The organism is Streptococcus sp. SO2 (genome assembly GCF_030440025.1).
In genome coordinates this window covers 1-21,696 of sequence record NZ_JAQFJH010000011.1, presented here as the reverse complement: position 1 = coordinate 21,696, position 21,696 = coordinate 1, and the positions used below count along the sequence as shown (strand labels likewise).

At 40.8% G+C, this 21,696-nt stretch carries 23 protein-coding genes and 1 pseudogene; 19 read left to right on the top strand and 5 right to left on the bottom strand.

From position 1 onward, the window contains the following. Window positions 1-182 precede the first annotated feature (182 nt). Window positions 183-1,349: an MFS transporter gene (locus tag PCY17_RS08865; RefSeq protein WP_301393379.1), complete on the bottom strand. Its 1,167-nt coding sequence runs from the start codon at window positions 1,347-1,349 to the stop codon at window positions 183-185. Between the two features lie 219 nt (window positions 1,350-1,568). On the opposite strand from PCY17_RS08865, the gene PCY17_RS08860 reads away from it, so the two are divergent. From PCY17_RS08860 to PCY17_RS08845, 4 genes are all read left to right on the top strand, one after another. After that, on the top strand, window positions 1,569-2,399 hold the full coding sequence (locus tag PCY17_RS08860) for a glycosyltransferase (RefSeq protein WP_301393377.1): 831 nt from the start codon (window positions 1,569-1,571) through the stop codon (window positions 2,397-2,399). 70 nt (window positions 2,400-2,469) lie between these two features. Then, window positions 2,470-4,320, top strand: a complete 1,851-nt coding sequence (locus PCY17_RS08855) for a nucleoside-diphosphate sugar epimerase/dehydratase (RefSeq protein ID WP_301393376.1) — start codon at window positions 2,470-2,472, stop codon at window positions 4,318-4,320. A gap of 262 nt (window positions 4,321-4,582) precedes the next feature. Then, on the top strand, window positions 4,583-5,008 hold the full coding sequence (locus tag PCY17_RS08850; RefSeq protein WP_301393374.1) for a DUF805 domain-containing protein: 426 nt from the start codon (window positions 4,583-4,585) through the stop codon (window positions 5,006-5,008). Between the two features lie 152 nt (window positions 5,009-5,160). Continuing rightward, on the top strand, window positions 5,161-5,577 hold the full coding sequence (locus PCY17_RS08845; protein ID WP_049504842.1) for a DUF805 domain-containing protein: 417 nt from the start codon (window positions 5,161-5,163) through the stop codon (window positions 5,575-5,577). Window positions 5,578-5,663: 86 nt separating this feature from the next. Here PCY17_RS08845 and PCY17_RS08840 read toward each other — a convergent pair whose 3' ends face one another. Genes PCY17_RS08840 through sdaAB form a run of 3 tightly spaced genes read right to left on the bottom strand, consistent with a single transcriptional unit; the run spans window position 5,664 to window position 7,881 of the window. Then, the gene (locus PCY17_RS08840) at window positions 5,664-6,305 is read right to left on the bottom strand and encodes an HAD hydrolase-like protein (RefSeq protein ID WP_301393370.1); all 642 of its coding nucleotides are present in this window, start codon (window positions 6,303-6,305) and stop codon (window positions 5,664-5,666) included. Window positions 6,306-6,328: 23 nt separating this feature from the next. Then, window positions 6,329-7,201: an L-serine ammonia-lyase, iron-sulfur-dependent, subunit alpha gene (sdaAA, locus tag PCY17_RS08835; RefSeq protein ID WP_301393368.1), complete on the bottom strand. Its 873-nt coding sequence runs from the start codon at window positions 7,199-7,201 to the stop codon at window positions 6,329-6,331. Between the two features lie 8 nt (window positions 7,202-7,209). Further along, window positions 7,210-7,881, bottom strand: coding sequence for an L-serine ammonia-lyase, iron-sulfur-dependent subunit beta (gene sdaAB, locus PCY17_RS08830; RefSeq protein WP_001191178.1), 672 nt, complete (start codon window positions 7,879-7,881; stop codon window positions 7,210-7,212). Between the two features lie 241 nt (window positions 7,882-8,122). On the opposite strand from sdaAB, the gene PCY17_RS08825 reads away from it, so the two are divergent. Continuing rightward, the gene (locus PCY17_RS08825) at window positions 8,123-8,749 is read left to right on the top strand and encodes a LysM domain-containing protein (RefSeq protein WP_000843474.1); all 627 of its coding nucleotides are present in this window, start codon (window positions 8,123-8,125) and stop codon (window positions 8,747-8,749) included. 51 nt (window positions 8,750-8,800) lie between these two features. Here the strand turns inward: PCY17_RS08825 and PCY17_RS08820 are convergent, their stop codons facing one another. Beyond that, a complete protein-coding gene (locus PCY17_RS08820) occupies window positions 8,801-9,664 on the bottom strand; it encodes a helix-turn-helix transcriptional regulator (RefSeq protein WP_301393365.1) in 864 nt (287 codons plus the stop codon). Window positions 9,665-10,225: 561 nt separating this feature from the next. On the opposite strand from PCY17_RS08820, the gene PCY17_RS08815 reads away from it, so the two are divergent. From PCY17_RS08815 to PCY17_RS08750, 14 genes and pseudogenes are all read left to right on the top strand, one after another. Beyond that, the gene (locus PCY17_RS08815) at window positions 10,226-10,441 is read left to right on the top strand and encodes a hypothetical protein (RefSeq protein ID WP_301393427.1); all 216 of its coding nucleotides are present in this window, start codon (window positions 10,226-10,228) and stop codon (window positions 10,439-10,441) included. 156 nt (window positions 10,442-10,597) lie between these two features. After that, window positions 10,598-11,719 carry a tRNA 2-thiouridine(34) synthase MnmA gene (gene mnmA, locus PCY17_RS08810; RefSeq protein WP_301393363.1) on the top strand — a complete coding sequence of 374 codons (1,122 nt, stop codon included), beginning with the start codon at window positions 10,598-10,600 and terminating at the stop codon, window positions 11,717-11,719. Window positions 11,720-11,738: 19 nt separating this feature from the next. Further along, on the top strand, window positions 11,739-12,353 hold the full coding sequence (locus PCY17_RS08805) for a MarC family protein (protein ID WP_002894248.1): 615 nt from the start codon (window positions 11,739-11,741) through the stop codon (window positions 12,351-12,353). A 144-nt stretch (window positions 12,354-12,497) separates the two neighbouring features. Next, on the top strand, window positions 12,498-12,953 hold the full coding sequence (locus PCY17_RS08800; RefSeq protein ID WP_045762459.1) for an NUDIX hydrolase: 456 nt from the start codon (window positions 12,498-12,500) through the stop codon (window positions 12,951-12,953). A gap of 8 nt (window positions 12,954-12,961) precedes the next feature. After that, window positions 12,962-13,393, top strand: coding sequence for an NUDIX hydrolase (locus tag PCY17_RS08795; RefSeq protein ID WP_301393359.1), 432 nt, complete (start codon window positions 12,962-12,964; stop codon window positions 13,391-13,393). Further along, the gene (gene mnmG / locus PCY17_RS08790) at window positions 13,383-15,299 is read left to right on the top strand and encodes a tRNA uridine-5-carboxymethylaminomethyl(34) synthesis enzyme MnmG (protein ID WP_301393358.1); all 1,917 of its coding nucleotides are present in this window, start codon (window positions 13,383-13,385) and stop codon (window positions 15,297-15,299) included. Before PCY17_RS08795 ends, mnmG begins: the two co-directional genes overlap by 11 nt. A gap of 89 nt (window positions 15,300-15,388) precedes the next feature. Continuing rightward, entirely contained in the window at window positions 15,389-15,523 is a 135-nt protein-coding gene (locus tag PCY17_RS08785; protein WP_301393357.1) for a hypothetical protein, read from the top strand. Window positions 15,524-15,567: 44 nt separating this feature from the next. Next, window positions 15,568-17,121, top strand: coding sequence for a damage-inducible protein CinA (locus tag PCY17_RS08780; RefSeq protein ID WP_301393355.1), 1,554 nt, complete (start codon window positions 15,568-15,570; stop codon window positions 17,119-17,121). Between the two features lie 118 nt (window positions 17,122-17,239). Further along, window positions 17,240-19,447 (top strand): anaerobic ribonucleoside-triphosphate reductase, encoded by a 2,208-nt coding sequence (nrdD, locus tag PCY17_RS08775; protein WP_301393353.1) that lies wholly within the window; start codon window positions 17,240-17,242, stop codon window positions 19,445-19,447. Between the two features lie 11 nt (window positions 19,448-19,458). Beyond that, a complete protein-coding gene (locus PCY17_RS08770; RefSeq protein WP_000521611.1) occupies window positions 19,459-19,599 on the top strand; it encodes a hypothetical protein in 141 nt (46 codons plus the stop codon). 37 nt (window positions 19,600-19,636) lie between these two features. After that, window positions 19,637-20,137: a GNAT family N-acetyltransferase gene (locus PCY17_RS08765; RefSeq protein ID WP_301393350.1), complete on the top strand. Its 501-nt coding sequence runs from the start codon at window positions 19,637-19,639 to the stop codon at window positions 20,135-20,137. Window positions 20,138-20,142: 5 nt separating this feature from the next. Continuing rightward, window positions 20,143-20,739: an anaerobic ribonucleoside-triphosphate reductase activating protein gene (gene nrdG, locus PCY17_RS08760; RefSeq protein WP_045613165.1), complete on the top strand. Its 597-nt coding sequence runs from the start codon at window positions 20,143-20,145 to the stop codon at window positions 20,737-20,739. Then, the gene (locus tag PCY17_RS08755) at window positions 20,736-21,380 is read left to right on the top strand and encodes a uridine kinase (protein WP_301393348.1); all 645 of its coding nucleotides are present in this window, start codon (window positions 20,736-20,738) and stop codon (window positions 21,378-21,380) included. Before nrdG ends, PCY17_RS08755 begins: the two co-directional genes overlap by 4 nt. A 248-nt stretch (window positions 21,381-21,628) precedes the next feature. Then, window positions 21,629-21,696: pseudogene (locus tag PCY17_RS08750) on the top strand (30S ribosomal protein S10); the annotation flags it as partial.

Sequence of the window (21,696 nt, the reverse complement as noted above, 5' to 3'; positions counted from 1 at the left end):
TAGTTGTTTCCATCATGGTCTTCTTTATCAAATTTAAACGATAAATCTTCCTATGTATATTATAGCATGTTTTAGCTTAACGAAAGTCTTGTGAGGAGGCCTTTCAAACCTTTGTAAAAGAAAAAAGCCAGACAGATGTCTAGCTTGAAAAGTGAGTTTATTGTAGTAAATTCTAAAATTTTTTAGAGTATTTTATCCGCTCGATCCACCATAAAGAGGGCGATTGTCATGATGATATCAATTACTAGAAGAATCAGTACCGCTGGAACCCAAGACTGGAACATGTTAAAACTGTAACCAAAGAGAGTTGGTCCAAAGGCCGCTAGAATGTAACCACCGGTCTGGGCAAGTCCAGATAATTGGGCCGTCTTTTCAGGAGAGCTGGTTTTGATGGAGAAGCAAACCATGAGGTAAGGGAAAAGAGCGCTACAGGCAGTACCAATCAAGAGATGAGCCATCAGCCAATAAAAGAAATTACTACTTGGGTATAAAAGCATGGCAATTCCTAACATACCAGCCAGAGAGATGATTGTTAACATGATTTGACGGTGACGATTTGACAAACGCGTCGTTAAACTTGGAATGGTCATGGAGAAGGGAATGCTAATTAGTGAAAAGATAGAAGCCAGAAGTCCGGCATCCGTATGAGCTAGCCCTGCACTGATGGCCATGGTTGGTAACCAGGTCATGCTGGTATAGAAGAGTAGGGACTGAAGTCCACCAAAGACAATAATAGCCCAAACTTGCTTGCTTTTTAGGATATTCTCTTTTTCTTTTTTCTCTTCATGCCCTTCTAGGAAATGATTGTGGCCATGGTTGGGGAACCAGACCAATAAGGTTAGCAGGCAGACCATGGACAGGCAGAGAATCAGCCCCTTCCAAGATGTTGCCTGAGTAATGGGTACAGAGAGGTAGGAAGCTAGTGCTGTCGCGATTCCCATAGTCGTCACATAAACCGTTGTCAGGAAGCTAATCTTTTGTGGGTAGTTTGCTTGAATCATACTAGGAAGAAGTACGTTAAAAATAGCGACACTTGCTCCGATGAGTAAGGTTCCCAGATAGAGAAGGGGAAGATTGAAGATACGAATCACTGAACCGACGGTTAAGACGAGGAGACTGTAGGTAAAAAGGTGCTCGAGTCCAATCTTTTGAGCCAAACGCGTCGCAAAAGAGGAGAAAAGAGCAAACATCAAGAGTGGAAGGCTGGTCAAAACCCCAAGTGAACTGACCTCAACTCCTAAACCTTGAGCAATATCTCCCAAAACAGTTGGTAAGGCCGTAAAAGGAGCTCTTAAGACCGCTCCGATTAAGATAATTCCTAGAATAAAAAAGAGTGATCGTTTTTTCATGTGAACCTCAATAAACTGATTTTGATAACAGCTTATTTTAAGGCTTTTTCCAATAGATGTCAAGATGGTGTGAGAAACTCCGCTCCTTAGTTGAGGGAAATCATGGGGAAAAAAGAAGGATAGATTTACTAGTTTTTTTCTTGGATTCAAATAAAAATAGGAAAGTCTGGGAATTTGTGATAAAATAGTGAAAGAAAATCTATACATTGGAGAACTGCTGTGTCTGAAAATCGGAAATTTAGTGTCTTGATGTCAGTCTATATCAAAGAGAATCCAGCCTTTTTGAAAGATGCGGTCGAGAGCATCTTACATCAAACACTCCAACCAAGCGAAGTGGTTATCGTTGAAGATGGTCCGCTGACACCTGAACTATATCAAGTTTTGGAGGAATTGGAAGCACAGTCAAGCATTCCAATTAAACGATGTCCGCTTGAGCAAAATCGTGGTCTAGGATTGGCACTCAAGTATGGTGTTATACAGTGCCAATATGATGTTATTGCCCGAATGGATACAGATGATATTGCTGTCGAAGACCGTTTTGAGCAACAGTTTGACTTGATGGAAACAGAAAATTTGGATCTACTAGGCGGTCATATTGCAGAATTCATCGATCAACCTGATGAAATTGTTTCTTACCGTCGTGTGCCGATTAAGCACGAAGAGATTATCGCCTACCAACGTATGAGAAGTGCCTTTAATCACATGACTGTTATGTTCAAAAGAGAGATGGTTTTAAAAGCAGGCAACTACGAAGACGGTCTTTATATGGAAGACGATTTGCTCTGGCTTAATATGATTAGCGCTGGTGCTCGGACTGGAAATGTGGATCAGATTCTTTGTAAGGTACGCGTGGGAGCGGGGATGTTTGAACGCCGTGGTGGCCTTCGCTATCTTAAACTCTATCGCCAGGCACGTCAAAGAATGCACGCGCGTGGACAGATTTCTTATGGCGAATATCTGAAAAGTGTTTTAATCCAAGTTGTCGTAGCCCTATGTCCAGGCTTTGTTCGACAGTTTATATTTTTAAAACTATTGAGAAAACGCAAATAACTAATCGGTTTTAGAAAAATATCTTGTAATTACTAGAAAATGTGATTTTGTGTAGGAGGATACCATTCACATGAATAAAAAAATGACAGATTATGTAATTGATCTGGTTGAAGTGTTAAATAAACAACAGAAACAAGTCTTTTGGGGGATTTTTGATGCTGCCAGCATGATTTCCTCAATCATTGTTTCTTATATCTTGTTTTATGGATTGATCAATCCAGCTCCTGTGGACTATGTCATCTATACAAGCTTGACCTTCCTTTTCTATCAAATCATGATTGGATTCTGGGGGCTCAATGCTAGCATTAGTCGCTATAGCAAAATCACAGACTTTATGAAGATATTCATCGGAGTAAGTGTCAGCAGTGTCTTGTCCTATCTCCTATGTTATGCCTTCTTGCCACTTTTCTCTGTGCGCTTTATTGTCCTCTTTATCTTGTTGACAACCTTCTTGATTCTTTTCCCTCGTATCACTTGGCAGTTGATCTATTCTAGACGCAAAAAGGGTGATGGAGAAGGGGAACATCGTCGTACCTTCTTGATTGGTGCGGGAGACGGTGGAGCTCTCTTTATGAACAGCTACCAGCATCCTACGAGTGATCTTGAGTTAGTAGGTATTTTGGACAATGATGAGAAGAAAAAAGGCCAAAAACTAGGAGGAATCCCAGTCTTAGGATCTTATGAACAGTTACCAGAACTCTCAAAACGTCATCAGATTGAGAAAGTCATTGTTGCGATTCCTTCTCTTGATCCGTCAGAGTATGAGCGCATCTTGAAAATGTGTAACCAACTTGGCTTGAAGTGTTATAAGATGCCCAAGATTGAGTCGGTTGTACAAGGATTGCATCCTCAGGTAGGTGGTTTCCAAAAAATCGATATTACGGACCTTTTGGGACGTAAAGAAATTCAACTAGATGAGTCGCGTCTAGGACCAGAAATTACTGGAAAAACCATCTTAGTGACAGGTGCAGGAGGTTCTATCGGGTCTGAAATTTGCCGTCAGATTAGTCGCTTTAATCCAGAGCGCGTGGTTCTCTTGGGTCATGGGGAAAACTCTATTTATCTGATTTATCATGAATTGATTCGTAGCTTCCAAGGAATTGACTATGTTCCTGTGATTGCAGACATCCAAGACTACGATCGCTTACTTCAAGTATTTGAGCAGTACCAACCAGCCATTGTTTACCACGCTGCTGCCCATAAGCACGTGCCAATGATGGAACGTAATCCAAAAGAAGCCTTTAAAAATAATATCCTTGGAACTTACAATGTTGCCAAGGCAGTTGACGCCGCTAAGGTACCGAAGATGGTTATGATTTCGACCGATAAGGCCGTTAATCCACCAAACGTAATGGGAGCTACCAAGCGTGTGGCAGAGTTGATTGTTACAGGATTCAACCAACGTAGTCAGTCTACCTATTGTGCGGTTCGTTTTGGGAATGTTCTTGGTAGCCGTGGTAGTGTGATTCCAGTATTTGAGCGTCAGATTGCAGAGGGTGGTCCAGTGACTGTGACGGACTTCCGTATGACTCGGTACTTTATGACCATTCCAGAAGCTAGCCGTTTGGTGATCCATGCAGGAGCTTATGCTAAAGATGGAGAAGTCTTTATCCTTGATATGGGCAAACCAGTTAAGATTTATGATTTGGCCAAGAAAATGGTTCTTCTCAGCGGACGTACTGAAAATGAAATTCCGATTGTAGAAGTGGGGATTCGTCCAGGTGAGAAACTCTATGAGGAGTTGTTGGTATCTACTGAATTAGTTGATAATCAAGTCATGGATAAGATTTTTGTTGGTAAGGTTAATGTCATGCCACTTGAAGTCATCAATCAAAAGATTGAAGAATTCCGTGCCTTGCAAGGTTCAGAGTTGAAGCAAGCTATTATCGGTTTTGCAAACGAAACAACTCACATTCATTAAAAAAGAAAAAAGGTATGATTCCTAGCTTCATGTTAGAGGTGAGTGGAATTATACCTTTTCTTGATAACTGCTACTCCTTTACCAATTTTTAAACAAACTTGTCATTGTTGAACATTTATGGTAAACTAAATTTATACTATTTGAAAATCAAAGTAAATGAGGTCTGCATCGTTTGACTGTACTTAGATATGGTTTATAACGAACTTTCTAATTTGCTCTTTCATTTTCATTTCGTATGAATTAAAAAAATAGGGAGTAACTTATGATTAACGCATATAAGAATTTCTTTAAAGGTTATGTAGATTTTACAGGCCGTTCAACACGCTCAGAGTATTGGTGGATTTGGCTAACAAATATGATCCTCCTTGTCCCTTTTTACTCAGTATATTTTAAGGCACTAGCAAATCCAAGAAATGAGGCGGCTCTTATGGCCTTGGGTGGAATTGCTATTATCTATATGATCTTCGGTATAGCACTTTTCTTACCTGGACTTGCATTGACAGTTCGTCGACTACGTGATGCTGGTTTCCACTGGGCTCTAATCTTTATCATTTTTATTCCCATGGTTGGACCTCTTGCTCTTTTAGTTTTGTTAGCTATGCCAACGAAACAAGTAGAAGTAGTGACCATCAATGAAACTGAAGAAGTTGTAGAAGTTTCACCATTCGAAGAATCAGACAAAAACTAAGAAGTTCAGGTTTTACAAGTGAAACTGTTTTAGAGTTTTCTTTATATTGTTAAGTAAATATCTAACACTCCCATATCTAAAAATAGATTTGGGAGTGTTTTAGAACAATGAGGCTACTTTATAGTATACAGTTGTTAAAAAGGAGAAATATCTTGTTTAGGGCTTATATAAATTTTTTAAAAGGTTATGTAGATTTTGTAGGACGCTCAACACGTCCAGAGTATTGGTGGGTTTGGCTGATGAATCATATCTTGTTCCTCCCCCTGTATATCCTTATCTTCAATAAAGAAATAAACCAAGGTCCTTCTCTGAACTTTACTTTAGTTATATTGGTTGTCAGTATTTATGCCATTTTGGCTCTACTCCTTTTGTTGCCTACTTTAGCGTTAAAGATTCGCCGTTTGCGTGATGGAGGTTTCCACTGGGCCTTTATCTTCCTTCACTTTGTTCCAATGGTTGGACGTTTTGCTCTATTAGTTCTGCTAGCCATGCCAAGTAAGGAAGTAGAAATAGTAACAATCAATAGACCTAAAGAAGTTGAAAGCGAAGAAGTTTCCCCTTTTGAATAATTGGACGAATACGGGGAATGTCATTCTCCTCATTATGATCAGACAAAAAGCTCCCAAACCTAACTTTTAGGCTGGGAGTCTTTTGTTTAACGTTTTAATTGTAGATGGTGTAAAATGTCTGTTGGGTGGTGAGCAATCCAGTCAGGATTATAGCCCATGAGGTCTTTCTCCTCACCGAATCCCCAAGTAACTGCTAGTTTTTTTAAGCCAGTTTCTTTGGCACCAATCATATCAAACTTGGTATCTCCAATAATAACGACTGTTTCTGGCTCCAAGTTATGAGTTGTCAAAGCTTGACGGATGACATCTGCCTTGTGTAGTGCTTGAGGGTTTGAACCATAAATGCCATCAAAGAAGTGGTCAATCCCAAAATTGCTAGTCATGTCAACTGCGGTTGGTGTATTCTTCGTAGTAGTGATATAAAGAGGATAATGCTCAGCTAGTTCTACAAGTAAATCTTTGATATGTGGAAAGAGTTGGGCTTCGTACACACCCTTTTCCTTATAATAAGAACGATAGAGCTGGATGGCTTCCTCTATCTGCTCAGCTGGCAAACAACTAGCAAAGCTGGTTTCTAGTGGGGGCCCCATAAAACCTCGAATGGTTTTGGCACCAGGACTAGAAACTCCAAGTTGGTCAAAGGTATAGGTGAAACCATTATGGATACCGATAGAACTATCAACTAGCGTTCCATCTAAGTCAAAAAAGATAGCAGATATAGATGACATTGATTCTCCTCATAATGATGAAATTATTCGCCGAAGATTTCTTTTTGAAGGCGACGACCTGTAGGTGTGGCAGCGAGCCCCCCTTCAGCAGTTTCACGAAAGGCAGTTGGTAAGCTAGATCCTACTTGATACATGACGTCAATGACCTCATCAACTGGAATTTTCGATTCGATACCAGCTAAAGCCATGTCGGCTGCGATGAAGGCAAAGCTTGCTCCCATGGCATTCCGCTTGACGCAAGGAACTTCAACCAAACCTGCAACTGGGTCGCAAATGAGACCGAGCATGTTTTTGATAACGAAGGCGATAGCCTGGCTCGCTTGATAAGGCGTTCCGCCTGCAGCTAGAGTTAGGGCAGCGGCACTCATGGCTGAAGCTGAACCGACTTCGGCCTGGCAGCCACCTTCGGCTCCCGAGATAGAAGCGTTGTTAGCAATCACGAGTCCAAAAGCACCTGCAGCGAATAAGAAGTCTAGTTGTTGTTCATGAGTTAAATCCAACTTTTGAATAGCAGCAGTGAGAACGGCTGGAAGGCAGCCTGCACTACCAGCAGTAGGTGTCGCACAGACCAGCCCCATCTTGGCATTGTGTTCATTAACGGCGATAGCATTACGAGCTGCAGACAAGACAGTGAAGTCTGATAGGGTCTTTCCTTTTTTGATGTAGTGGTCAAGCTTGGCAGCATCTCCACCTGTCAAACCGCTACGAGATTTCTTTTCACTAAGACCAAGCTCAACTGAAGCTTTCATGACTTCAAGGTTGCGCTCCATGAGAAGGAGAACTTCTTCACGTTCACGACCTGTTAGCTCAAACTCGGTCGTAATCATGAGCTCAGCAACATTGCCTTGAAAATCAAGTTCGGCTTGTTCGACTAATTCTTTGATAGAGTAAAACATATTTTCTCCTATTGAAAGAAATTGACATTATGCAAATGAGGAATTTTACGAATCTCTTCGATAGATTCATCACAGTTGCGACTATCAACTTCGATAATCATAATGGCTTTCTCACCAGCTTTTTCTCGGGTTACATTCATTTGGGCGATGTTAATGTCAAAGCGAGAGAGGGCCTCTGTTACATGAGCAATCATACCAGGAACATCCTGATGAACGATGATAATGGTAGGGGTATTCATGTTGAGAGATACGGCAAAGCCATTGAGCTCTGTTACCTGGATATTTCCACCACCGATTGAAATTCCTGTCACACTGATGGTCTTGTGCTCATTCTTAACAGTGATTTTCGTAGTATTTGGGTGAGGGGCGTTACTGTCTTTCTGGATAGTCCAGACAATTTTGATGCCACGCTTGTGGGCAATTTCTAAACTATTTGGAATTTCTGGATCATCTGTGTCCATTCCCAAGATTCCAGCGACAAGGGCTAGGTCAGTTCCGTGCCCGCGATAGGTTTTTGCAAAAGAATTAAAAAGCTGGAACTCGACCTCGGTTGGAGTATCGTCAAAGATAGAAGAGACGATTTTACCGATACGAACAGCTCCTGCCGTGTGACTACTAGATGGGCCAATCATGACTGGCCCAATGATATCAAAGACAGATTGAAAACGAAGTGATTGCATCTGTTTCCCCTTAAAAAGATTCTTAACTCTATTATATCAAAGATTAGATGCAAGCGCTCAATTCCATGATAAAATATCTAAAATCCCCATAAAGCCTATAAAATCAGGCCTTTTGTAACAAAAAGAGGCTGTTTAAGCGAAATAAAACATAGTCTTGTAACATTTCTACATAAAACCGTCAAGAAACAGTAATAATAGTAGGGTATGATGGAAATATAAGAAAGAAGGAGAATCTTTTAATATGAAATCAACAACTAACAAAATTAAAACAGGACTTGTAGGAGTAGCAGCAGCGCTTGCTTTCCTTGCACCATCACTTACTTTTGCACAAGAAACAACAACTTACACAGTAAAATCAGGTGACACTCTATCAGGAATCGCTGAAAAATACAATACAACTGTTGAAAAATTGGCAGAAAAAAATAAGATTAAAGATATTCATTTGATCTATGTAGACCAAGTATTGGTTATTGATGGTGAAGCACCAGCAACTTCAACTACTTCAGCTGCGACAGCAGAAGCTCCAGTAGCAGCACCTGCAGCTACTGAAACAACAACTTATGAAGCACCAGCAGCAAGCGTAACTGTAGCAGAAGAAACTGTTGCTACAACAGAAACTTCAGCATCAACTTCAACCGTCAGCGGATCTGAAGCAGAAGCTAAAGAATGGATCGCTCAAAAAGAATCAGGCGGTAGCTACACAGCTACAAACGGACGTTACATCGGACGTTACCAATTGACAGATTCATACTTGAACGGTGACTATTCAGCAGAAAACCAAGAACGTGTAGCAGACGCTTACGTTGCAGGACGTTACGGTTCATGGACAGCTGCTAAGAACTTCTGGCTTAACAACGGTTGGTACTAAGAACTGACTAGCAGAATAAGATGCAAAAGTCGAGGGATTTCCTCGACTTTTTTATATTTCCTTTGCTTGATAACAGGTATTCACTTCCTTTTTGAGGTGAGATAGCATTGAGGTTTCGTCGGTTAACTCCAGAAGGGAGAAGCCCTTTTGAATAAGATGTTCATTACTAGTGCAAATACCTATTCGAACATAAGTGATTGCTAAAATATCGTATCTTTTCTTTTTCTTGGCGTCCTCTAGTAAGGTGTAGCAGATTTGTTGACAGGTATTTTTATCTTGATTGTACAAGTAGATGGTGGACAGATTGAGTAGGATTGTCATTCGTAATTCATATAAATGTCGATAGTTTTTATATTCTTCCAAGCGCTGCAAGATTTGTTCAGTGATGAGGTGGAGGTGTTCGATGGGAAAGCTAAAAAGTATGGTGTTGAGGATTTTTAGGTCGCTTTCATACCATGTATCCTGTTTTTCAATTTTTTCCCAAAGCTTTTTGACCGTTTGTTCCACTTGGATTGAAAGTTGTCCTGTTCCATGTTGACGGATATAAATGACAACTTCCAGCATATCTCTGATTTCCTCTATAGGGAGATCGTGATGGATCTTGAGATAGTCTTGGCATGTTTCAAATAAATTGACTAGACTACTGGTACCAAAGATGGAACTTGTATTGAGATAGGTTTGCATGATTTCTGTCCGTTGACTCGGCTGATAGAGATGGCAGATGTATTCAAACTCTTCAAAACTCATATTGATTTGACGGAGAAGAAACTCCATGTTTTCATATTTTGGAGTTGCCTTGCCACTTTCAAACTTGGAAAGACTGGTTCTTGAAAGGACATTTCCACAGACCTCTTCTTGGGTCAATCCTTTTGACTCGCGTATGTCTTTATATACTTTCCCGAAATCATAGCGCATGATTTTCTCCTCTTCGTGAAAAAAGTTAACAATAAATCGAATTCTATTAAACATATTGTATCATAAGAATATAGAAATTAAAGTGGATACCACGATAAGAAAATAAGAAAGGTGATTTTATCTATAGTAGGTAGAATCTAAAAAATAAATTATGATTCATTTAAAATTTTATATCAAATCCGTTCTTTGTTCATTGGTATTGTTTATCCTTTTAATTCTTTTTATTAAAAATATATATTACCCTGCTCTAAAGATAACTATTGAAGTTATTATGACGTTTTCGATAGGTAGTCTTTGTTATGCCATTTTTTGTAAAACAAATCGTGCTGCTTTTCTGCCAATTTCGGTTGTTTTATTTTTGCTGACTCTCTATTTGCTGGGAGGATAGTGTTTTAGTAGGAACTTTGTCAGTTTGCATTTTTCGCTTGGAGAAATTCTGCCCATTGAAATTTTAATGGCTTTAAGTGGAGTAAACTTGCTATCAAGATTTTTTAAAAAAAGAGAAGTCAATAGATTTGTTAATGAATAATAAAGATGAAAGGTAAAATTGGGATAGTTAAAATGAAACATTTTTTTGCAGGAATTGGTGAAATTCATTTTTTGTTATTTTTATTATATCTAAGCATGTCTACTAGTCCAATTATTGGACTAGTGATTGGACATACTGAAATAAATCCAATAAATTCTATTATTATAGCTCTTAGTACGATATGGGCATTAATTTTGATATTATCAAGGGTGTATAGAAAATATTTTTATAGAGACGATGATGACTAAAGTTTTTATCAATAAAACCAGAGATTGGTCGATTGACAGCCTCTTTCTTGTCTTCTCCAACCAAGCATGTTATAATGAAAACTGCTCAAACGACCTTCAATCGTGAAGCACACACGACCTTCAATCGTGAATAAACGAATAGATGGGAGACTTACCATGAGTGATAACTCTAAAACACGTGTTGTCGTGGGGATGAGTGGTGGTGTCGATTCGTCGGTGACGGCTCTTCTTCTCAAGGAGCAGGGCTACGATGTAATCGGTATCTTCATGAAGAACTGGGATGACACAGATGAAAACGGCGTCTGTACGGCGACCGAAGATTACAAGGATGTGGCTGCAGTAGCAGATCAGATCGGCATTCCCTACTACTCTGTAAATTTTGAAAAAGAGTACTGGGACCGCGTTTTTGAGTATTTCCTAGCGGAATACCGTGCAGGACGCACGCCAAATCCAGACGTTATGTGTAACAAGGAAATCAAGTTCAAGGCCTTTTTGGACTATGCCATGACCTTGGGAGCAGACTATGTAGCGACTGGGCACTATGCCCGTGTGACGCGTGATGAGGATGGCATCGTTCACATGCTTCGTGGCGTGGACAATGGCAAGGATCAGACCTATTTCCTCAGCCAACTTTCACAAGAACAACTCCAAAAGACCATGTTCCCTTTGGGACATTTGGAAAAACCTGAAGTTCGCAGACTAGCAGAAGAAGCAGGCCTTGCGACTGCTAAGAAGAAAGACTCAACAGGGATTTGCTTTATCGGAGAAAAGAACTTTAAAGAATTTCTCAGTAACTACTTACCAGCTCAGCCTGGTCGCATGATGACTGTGGATGGTCGCGATATGGGTGAGCATGCTGGTCTGATGTACTATACGATCGGTCAGCGTGGGGGACTCGGTATCGGTGGGCAACACGGTGGTGATAATGCTCCTTGGTTTGTTGTCGGCAAAGATTTGAGCCAGAACATTCTCTATGTAGGCCAAGGCTTCTACCATGATTCGCTCATGTCGACTAGCTTAGAAGCCAGTCAGGTCCACTTTACTCGTGATATGCCAGAGGAATTTACGCTAGAATGCACGGCTAAATTCCGCTATCGTCAGCCTGATTCTAAGGTGACCGTCCATGTCAAAGGAGATAAGGCTGAAGTCATCTTTGCAGAACCTCAGCGTGCCATTACACCAGGACAGGCAGTTGTCTTTTACGACGGTGAAGAGTGTCTCGGTGGCGGTTTGATTGACAATGCCTACCGCGATGGCAAGGTTTGTCAGTATGTCTAACTGGAGTTAAGTAAAAACGATGAGTTCTCAATTTTTTTATGCATTTATGGCATTTTTCGCTATAATGAACCCAATTTCAAATCTTCCTGCTTACATGGCTTTAGTAGCAGATGATAGTCAAAAAATTTCACGAAAAATTGCTTTTAGGAGTCTTTTGATTGCCTTTGTTATTGTAACTGTTTTTATCTTTTCAGGAGATTTCATTTTTAAAGTATTTGGAATTACAATTGTTTCTTTCAGAATTGCTGGTGGAATATTAGTGGCCGTTATCGGTTATCATATGATTAATGGTAATCATTCACCCAGCTATAAAGGAATGGAGCAGCAAGCAGTAAATTCAGATCCAATGTCTATTGCTATTTCTCCTCTTGCAATGCCACTTTTTGCGGGACCAGGTACAATTACAACTGCTTTAAGTCTGGCTAATGGAGGTTTGCAGAATCAACTGATAACCGTAGTTGCTTTTGCTCTACTATGTGTCATCACTTATCTCCTGTTAAGAAGTGCAAAACAAATTGCAGGCTTCTTGGGAGAAAATTTGATGAAAATTATAACGAAAATGATGGGACTTTTACTATTCTCGATAGGAATACAGATGATTATCGTCAGTGTGCAGACCTTGCTCAAACAGTGATTTGCATTGACAAAATGATTTGATTTGATAAAATAACTTTAACAATAGTCATGATGGTCAAAGCTCATGGATATTGCAGGCTTTTTGTTCTGCACTTCTTACGAGTTTTGACTGTTTTTGTGTCGTTTAGAGGAAAGGATAAAAATGACTCAACAAGACTTTCGGACAAAGGTGGGGAACACAGTTTTTGGCGTTCGGGCGACAGCCTTGATTCTCCAAAATGGCAAACTTCTAGTCACAAAAGATAAGGGCAAGTATTACACTATCGGCGGTGCGATTCAAGTCAATGAAAGCACGGAAGACGCGGTAGTCCGTGAAGTGAGGGAAGAACTGGGTGTAAAAGCTCAAGCTGGGCAGCTAGCTTTTGTGGTTGAAAATCGTTTTGAAGAAGACGGCGTCTATTATCACAACATCGAGTTTCATTATTTAGTGGACTTACTTGAGGATGCCCCATTGACCATGCAGGAAGATGAGAAAATGCAGCCCTGTGAGTGGATTGATTTGGACAAGCTTGAGGATATTCAGCTAGTTCCAGCCTTTTTGAAAACAGCCCTGCCAAATTGGGACGGACAATTACGACACATCCATCTTAACGAATAGGAGAGAAAATGATGGTTAAGCTTATTGCCCATGTACTTGTTCATAGTGGTGGTGATTATTTACTCATTCAGCGTTCGGAAATTAAAAGAGGACAACCCAACGTTTATCCAACTTACTGGGATATTCTTGGTGGCGGGGTTGAAAGGGGTGAACTTCCGCGAGATGGAGCTCTTAGAGAATGTATTGAAGAAGCGGGAGTTAGGCTAGACAGCAGTTCGCTCAAACTTCTTCACGAAGATAGTCAACTGGATACCTCTAAGGATACTGTCTTTACTCGCTTAGTTTATAAAGCAGAGTGGGTTGGGGAGAAGCCAATTATCAGATTAGATCCTAAAGAGCATACGCACTTTAAATGGGTTACTATGGATCAAGCTCTAGAGGAGGAGAAGTTAGTTCCTTATTTGCGAGAAATTTTTGAAAGGTTAAGAAATGACTTATAATTTTACGGAAGAATACGATATTATTGTAATTGGTGCGGGACACGCTGGGGTGGAAGCTTCCCTAGCAGCTAGCCGTATGGGTTGCAAGGTCTTACTTGCGACTATTAACATTGAAATGTTGGCTTTCATGCCATGTAATCCCTCTATCGGTGGTTCTGCCAAGGGGATTGTCGTGCGCGAAGTCGACGCTCTCGGTGGGGAAATGGCCAAGACCATTGACAAGACTTACATCCAGATGAAGATGCTTAACACTGGGAAAGGTCCAGCTGTTCGTGCCCTTCGTGCGCAAGCTGACAAGGAGCTCTACTCTAAGGAAATGCGCAAGACAGTTGAAAACCAAGAAAATCTCACTCTTCGTCAAACCATGATTGATGAGATTTTGGTGGAAGATGGCAAGGTTGTCGGTGTTCGTACAGCGACTCATCAAGAGTATGCTGCCAAGGCTGTTATCGTGACAACAGGGACTGCCCTCCGTGGGGAAATCATCATCGGAGATCTCAAGTACTCGTCAGGTCCAAACCACAGCCTAGCTTCTATTAACCTAGCTGATAATCTCAAGGAATTGGGCCTCGAAATTGGTCGTTTCAAGACAGGAACCCCTCCACGTGTCAAGGCTTCCTCTATCAACTACGATGTGACAGAGATTCAGCCAGGAGATGAAGCGCCTAATCACTTCTCATATACTTCACGTGACGAAGATTATGTCAAGGACCAAGTTCCATGCTGGTTGACTTATACCAATGGTACTAGTCATGAGATTATCCAAAACAACCTCCACCGTGCGCCTATGTTTACAGGTGTGGTCAAGGGAGTGGGGCCTCGTTACTGTCCATCGATTGAGGACAAGATTGTGCGTTTTGCGGACAAGGAACGACACCAACTCTTCCTTGAGCCAGAAGGACGCAATACAGAAGAAGTATATGTTCAAGGGCTTTCAACCAGCCTTCCTGAGGATGTGCAACGTGACTTGGTACATTCCATCAAAGGTTTGGAAAATGCAGAGATGATGCGAACTGGTTATGCTATCGAGTACGACATGGTCTTGCCTCATCAATTGCGTGCGACTCTGGAAACCAAGAAAATCTCAGGACTTTTCACAGCTGGTCAGACAAATGGAACGTCAGGTTACGAAGAGGCTGCTGGACAAGGGATTATCGCTGGTATCAATGCGGCTCTGAAGATCCAAGGCAAGCCTGAATTGATTTTGAAGCGCAGTGACGGTTATATCGGGGTGATGATTGACGACTTGGTAACAAAGGGTACCATTGAACCCTACCGTCTCTTGACCAGTCGTGCTGAGTACCGTCTCATCCTCCGTCATGACAATGCGGATATGCGTTTGACAGAGATGGGACGCGAGATTGGTCTTGTGGATGATGAACGTTGGGCACGCTTTGAGATCAAGAAAAATCAATTTGACAATGAGATGAAACGCCTAGACAGTATCAAACTCAAGCCAGTCAAGGAAACCAATGCCAAGGTCGAATCGATGGGATTCAAACCATTGACTGATGCAGTCACTGCCAAGGAGTTCCTCCGTCGTCCAGAAGTCTCTTACCAAGATGTGGTTGCCTTCATCGGACCTGCTGCTGAAGAATTGGATGACAAAATTATCGAATTGATTGAAACGGAAATCAAGTACGAAGGATACATCTCAAAAGCCATGGATCAGGTTGCTAAGATGAAACGCATGGAAGAAAAACGTATTCCAGCCAACATCGACTGGGATGATATTGACTCCATCGCGACAGAGGCTCGCCAGAAGTTCAAGCTCATTAATCCAGAAACCATCGGTCAAGCCAGCCGTATTTCTGGGGTTAACCCAGCAGATATTTCCATTCTCATGGTGTATCTGGAAGGTAAAAATCGAAGCATTTCAAAAAATTTAGAAAAAAAGGCTGACTAAATACAAAGTGCTGAATTCTCTTTTAGGAATTCAGCTTTTTTGATAGAATCGTCCTCTATTTTCGAATAAAGAGAAAAGGAGGAATGACCATGCTGACGGTAGAAGAAAAAAATTTTTTAGACCACTATAAAAATGCTCCCTATCATCGTTTTTATGAGATTGAGCGCTTCACTAGTCTCTGTCAAAAGTTAGACAAATGGCCACCACAGGCTGACAAGCTCTAGACTTTTTGATATACTAGAACAAATTAAAACATAGGAGAGAATGAATGAACGTATATGGCAGATTAGAAGAGGAACCAACTCCATCTTGGACGGGAATTCAGGATGATTTAGTTGGGAGAGAGGAGCGCTTCGAGGATGAACCAAGTTCATCTGCTCCCTTACCATTATTTAAGATCCTAATCTGGAGCACTCTAGTTGTACTTGTATCTGTAGTTCTTCCTTTTTTGCTAGGACTAACTAGCCCAGAGCAGGCACAAGATTTTTATATGGGATGGGCGATGCACCAGGGTGGAGATATCTACACAGACTATTTTGGAACGAGTGGTCTTCTCTATTACTTTTTACAGTATCTAAGCAAGGGTAGTATTTTGTTTGCAGCCTTTACTTGGCTTGCTCTAGTGGGTGCTGGGATTTTTCTTTTCCGTTCAACTTACACCTTGACGGAGGAGAACAAGCAGTCGCAACAAGTGTTGACAATCTTTTATCTTCTTGCTGGAGGACTTAGCTTTGGCGGTGGTTATGCCACCATTTTGGCCCTTCCATTTCTGTTTTACGCTCTTAGTTTAGTAACAAGGTATTTGGTAGAGTATAATCATGACAAAGGTTTTGTGCGTATCGGGATGAGTTTGGCGCTTGCCTTCTTCTTGGCCCCTCTAGTCGCAGTTCTATATACTCTTGTCTTGTTTTTAGCCTTATTAGCCTTTAATATCGGACGTGGTCGCTTGGTTCATGGGTTCTATCAATTCTTTGCAGCTGGTCTTGGGTTCTCACTTTTCTTTTATCCAATTGGTTACTATACGGCTTATAATGGGAGTTTCGGGAATGCTATTAGTCAAATTCTCTATCCAGTAGATAGTTTGAAGTTTATGTCCAATCCAGCCTTGCTGGACAACCTCCTTTTTTATGGATTGTTAACAATTGGTCTTGGAGGATTAAGATTCGTATTTACAGGGCTTTTCCAGTCTAAGCCAAGCAAGCAATACGTCTTATCTATTTTTGCTTCAGTAGCAATCCTATTGTTACTAGGATTGGAAATTTTCTCTACAGAACCGATTCACGGTAGTCGTCTAGCTACTTTTCTTCCTTTCTTGTCCATTCTTCTATTGACTCACATTCGAACTGGGGAATTAGAAGGAGCCAATCGCCGTAGAAGACATCGAGAAGTACCCTCAATATGGGCAATATTTCTTCAGGGTAATGTCTATTTGCCGATTTTAGCTTTGGCCTACCTATTTTTGGCTCCTCTGGTCGCCCGTTATGTTCTTCACTCAGAACAATATCAAGAACGAACTCGTATAGAAACTACGGTTAAAGGACAAACACAGGCAACAGATCGTATTTATCTATGGGATGATCTTACTAATGGTTATAAGACTAGTGAACGTTTAGCAGCTAGTCAGTTGCTATCACCAAAATTATATACTGGCCTGGATGCAAATCGTAGCAAACTTGTCAATGATTTACGTGATAATCAGCCTAAAGTGATTGTGGTCAATACCAAAACAGCTCTGTGGACAGAAGTAGAACAGCTTCTGGCAGAAAGTTATCAACCAGTTCAAAGTGAATTCAAAGACTTTAAACTTTACAAATTAAAATAAAATAATCAATATCTAGTGTAAATTTTATGAAAATATGAATTTTGCTACTAGATATTGATTTTTATTTTTATAGTGATATAATACTTTAAGAAAGAATATTTAAGAAAAGAGCCTGGATATGATTGTATTGGAAGAGAAAACAAACCCTGATCCAACCTTATTTGTTGAAAAGCGCGACGGTAGACGCGTCATTTTTGATGTAGATAAGATTGACAAAGCCTTGCACAAGGCTGCGGAAAAAGTCATGGATGTAACCCCCTTGGTCGAAAAGCGTCTTAATACTCTAGTTGAACGTATTGTAGAAGAGATTCATAGTCGTTTTCCTCAAGGTGTAAAAATCTATGAAATCCAAAATATCGTAGAACATGAGTTATTGGAAGCTAAAGAATATGCCTTGGCAGAGGAATATATCACTTACCGAACTCAAAGGGATTTTGAGCGCTCAAAAGCAACAGATATCAACTTCAGTATCCATAAACTTCTCAACAAAGACCAGGCAGTTGTCAATGAGAATGCTAATAAAGATAGTGATGTTTTTAATACCCAGCGTGATTTGACGGCAGGAATTGTTGGAAAATCAATCGGTCTTCAAATGCTTCCTAAGCATGTGGCTAATGCCCACCAAAAAGGGGATATCCACTATCACGATTTGGACTATAGCCCTTACACTCCGATGACCAACTGCTGTCTGATTGATTTCAAGGGCATGTTGGAAAATGGTTTTAAGATTGGGAATGCTGAGGTAGAGAGTCCTAAGTCTATTCAGACTGCGACTGCTCAGATATCGCAAATCATCGCCAACGTTGCATCAAGTCAGTATGGAGGCTGTTCAGCAGACCGTATTGATGAAGTCTTGGCTCCTTATGCAGAAAAAAATTACCAAAAACACCTCAAGGATGCAGAGGAATGGGTCCTACCTGATAAACGCGAAGAATATGCTTGGAAGAAAACCCAAAAAGACATCTATGATGCTATGCAATCATTGGAGTATGAAATCAATACCCTCTTCACTTCAAATGGTCAAACGCCATTTACTTCCCTTGGTTTCGGTCTAGGAACCAATCGTTTTGAACGAGAAATTCAAAAGGCTATCTTGAACATTCGAATCAAGGGGCTTGGTTCAGAACATCGTACAGCTATCTTCCCTAAATTGATCTTCACTCTTAAAAGAGGACTTAACTTGGAGGAAGGTTCTCCTAACTACGATATCAAGCAGTTGGCCCTTGAGTGTGCAACTAAGCGCATGTATCCAGATGTCTTGTCTTATGATAAGATTATTGAGTTGACAGGTTCTTTCAAAGTTCCGATGGGATGTCGTTCATTCCTTCAAGGATGGAAGGATGAAAATGGAGTTGAAGTTAACTCTGGCCGTATGAATCTAGGTGTCGTGACGGTCAATCTTCCTCGTATTGCCCTTGAATCTGAAGGCGACTTGAACAAGTTCTGGGAAATTTTCAACGAACGTATGAATATCGCAGAAGATGCTCTAGTTTATCGTGTGGAAAGAACCAAGGAAGCCACTCCAGCTAATGCACCAATTCTTTATCAATATGGAGCCTTCGGACGTCGCCTTGGTAAGGAAGAAAGTGTTGACGAGCTCTTTAAGAATCGCCGTGCTACTGTTTCGCTTGGCTACATTGGACTTTATGAAGTAGCGACAGTATTCTTTGGCAACAATTGGGAAACCAATTCAGAAGCTAAAGAATTCACCCTTGATATCATTCGAGATATGAAACATCGAGTAGAAGAGTGGTCAGACCAATATGGCTATCACTTCTCTATTTATTCGACACCATCTGAAAGTTTGACAGACCGCTTCTGTCGCTTGGATACAGAGAAATTCGGTTCTATTCCAGATATAACGGATAAAGAGTACTACACAAATTCCTTCCATTATGATGTCCGTAAAAATCCAACTCCTTTTGAAAAATTGGACTTCGAGAAGGTTTATCCAGAAGCGGGTGCATCAGGTGGCTTTATCCATTACTGTGAGTACCCAGTTCTTCAACAAAATCCAAAGGCCTTGGAAGCTGTTTGGGACTATGCTTATGATCGAGTAGGTTATCTAGGAACTAATACTCCGATTGATCGTTGCTACAAGTGTGATTTTGAAGGAGATTTTGATCCAACTGAGAGAGGCTTTGCTTGTCCCAACTGTGGTAATAGCGATCCTAAAACAGTAGATGTGGTTAAACGAACCTGCGGATATCTTGGGAATCCACAAGCTCGTCCAATGGTTAACGGTCGTCACAAGGAAATTGCTGCGCGTGTCAAACACATGAACGGTTCAACCATTAAAACAGCAGGGCATGAAGTAAGAAATTAGAAAGAGATAGCATGGGAAAATATCAATTAGATGATAAGGGCAAGGCCTTGGTACAACGATTCCACGAAAAGCATTCAAAGGGTGGAGTTAATAAAAAAGACCGAGTGGCTAGCCTTAGAGAGCAATTTTTAAATAAGAATAAGAAAAAGTGAGAGTCCGCTCTCGCTTTTCTCTTAGTTGGAGGCAAAGATGATACTACGCAGACCGACATTAGCAGATAAAGAAACTGTTTTAGAGATGATGACAGAATTTGAAAAAAGCCAATCAGCCCACGATGGCGGATTTTGGGATACTGAGGGTTTTTCTTACGAGAATTGGCTAGAAACTAACCTTAATAAAGAAATGGGAATAAACTTGCCTGAAAATCGCGTCCCATCAATTCAGTTCGTATTGTTTGATGAATCAGGCCATGCTTTAGGTTTTTTAAATTTACGATTGAGATTGAATGAGGGACTGCTGAATTATGCAGGGAATATAGGATATTCTATTCGCCCATCTGAAAGAGGCAAAGGTTATGCTAAGGAAGCTCTCCGTCAGGGTTTGCAAATTGCCAAGGAAAAGAACATCCATCGTGCTCTGGTGACTTGTAGCACGGAAAATCCTGCCAGCAGAGCTGTTATCTTAGCTAATGGTGGAGAGTTGGAGGATGTTCGAAATGGAACGGAGCGCTATTGGATAGAGTTGGAGTAGAAAGCATGACATGGAATACACCAAAACCAGGCGAGTGGAAGAGTGAGGAGCTTAGTCAAGGGCGTATCATTGACTATAAGGCTTTTAACTTTGTGGATGGAGAAGGGGTGCGCAATTCTCTCTATGTAGCAGGCTGTATGTTTCACTGTGAAGGTTGCTACAATGTAGCTACCTGGTCTTTCAATGCAGGAATTCCTTATACTCCAGAGTTGGAAGAACAAATCATGGCAGACTTAGCCCAGCCCTATGTTCAAGGATTGACTTTGCTGGGAGGAGAGCCATTCCTCAATACAGGTATTCTTTTGCCCCTTGTAAAACGCATTCGAAAGGAATTGCCAGAAAAAGACATCTGGTCTTGGACAGGATACACCTGGGAAGAAATGATGTTGGAGACGCCTGATAAACTAGAACTTTTATCCCTGATTGATATCCTGGTAGATGGTCGATATGATAAAAGCAAGCGTAATCTCATGCTTCAGTTCCGTGGCTCTTCCAACCAACGGATTATCGATGTGCAAAAGTCTCTCCAAAGTGGAAAGGTAGTCATTTGGGACAAGCTTAACGATGGAAAAGAAAGCTATGAACAGGTGAAGAGAGAATGAAGAAAAAAGACTTAATAGAACAACTGGTCTCAGAGATAGAAACTGGAAAAGTAAAAACACTGGGTATCTACGGCCACGGCGCTTCAGGGAAATCAACTTTTGCTCAAGAATTATACCAAGTATTGGATGCTGAAAAGGTAAATTTACTAGAGACAGATCCCTATATTACTTCGGGACGACATTTAGTGGTACCTAAAGAGACACCAGACCAAAAGGTGACAGCATGTTTACCGGTAGCACATGAGCTGGCAAGTTTACAAAGAGATATTCTTGCTCTGCAAGCGAGTATGGATGTCTTGACAATAGAAGAACCTTGGAAGGCTAGTGAGATCTTATCGGGAGCAAAACCAATTCTGATAGTCGAAGGAATGTCTGTAGGTTTTCTACCCAAGGAACTCTTTGACAAAACCATTTGTTTCTACACGGATGAGGAGACTGAATTAAAGAGACGACTAGCTCGAGATACGACTGTGAGAAATCGCGATGCATCCTTTATATTAGCTAGTCAGCAGATGAGACGAGAGCAGTATCTACAATACTATAAAGAAACCGAGTCAAGAGCTGATATCTTGGTAGACCAATCAGATGATAAATTTCAAATTAAAACTAACATTATATTATATAGAAGAAAAGACAGATAATCTAGCACTTAAATATGAAAATTTATTAAAATGGAATAAGAAAACAGTTTCATCTAAAAAATTTAAAAAAACCTGTCAAATCCCTTGCAATCGCAGGGGCTTTGTGTTATTCTATTATGGTGCTGTAAATTACAGCTTTAGCTTTGATGCAAGAGGTTGCGACACGCTCGGTTGCATTGCCACGCAACGCGCGTCGGTTTTCTTGTGGAGCTAGCCTATTATCTTAAATAGACGAAAAGGAGAAAAAGATGGCAAACAAAAAAATCCGTATCCGTTTGAAAGCTTACGAACACCGTACGCTTGATACAGCGGCTGC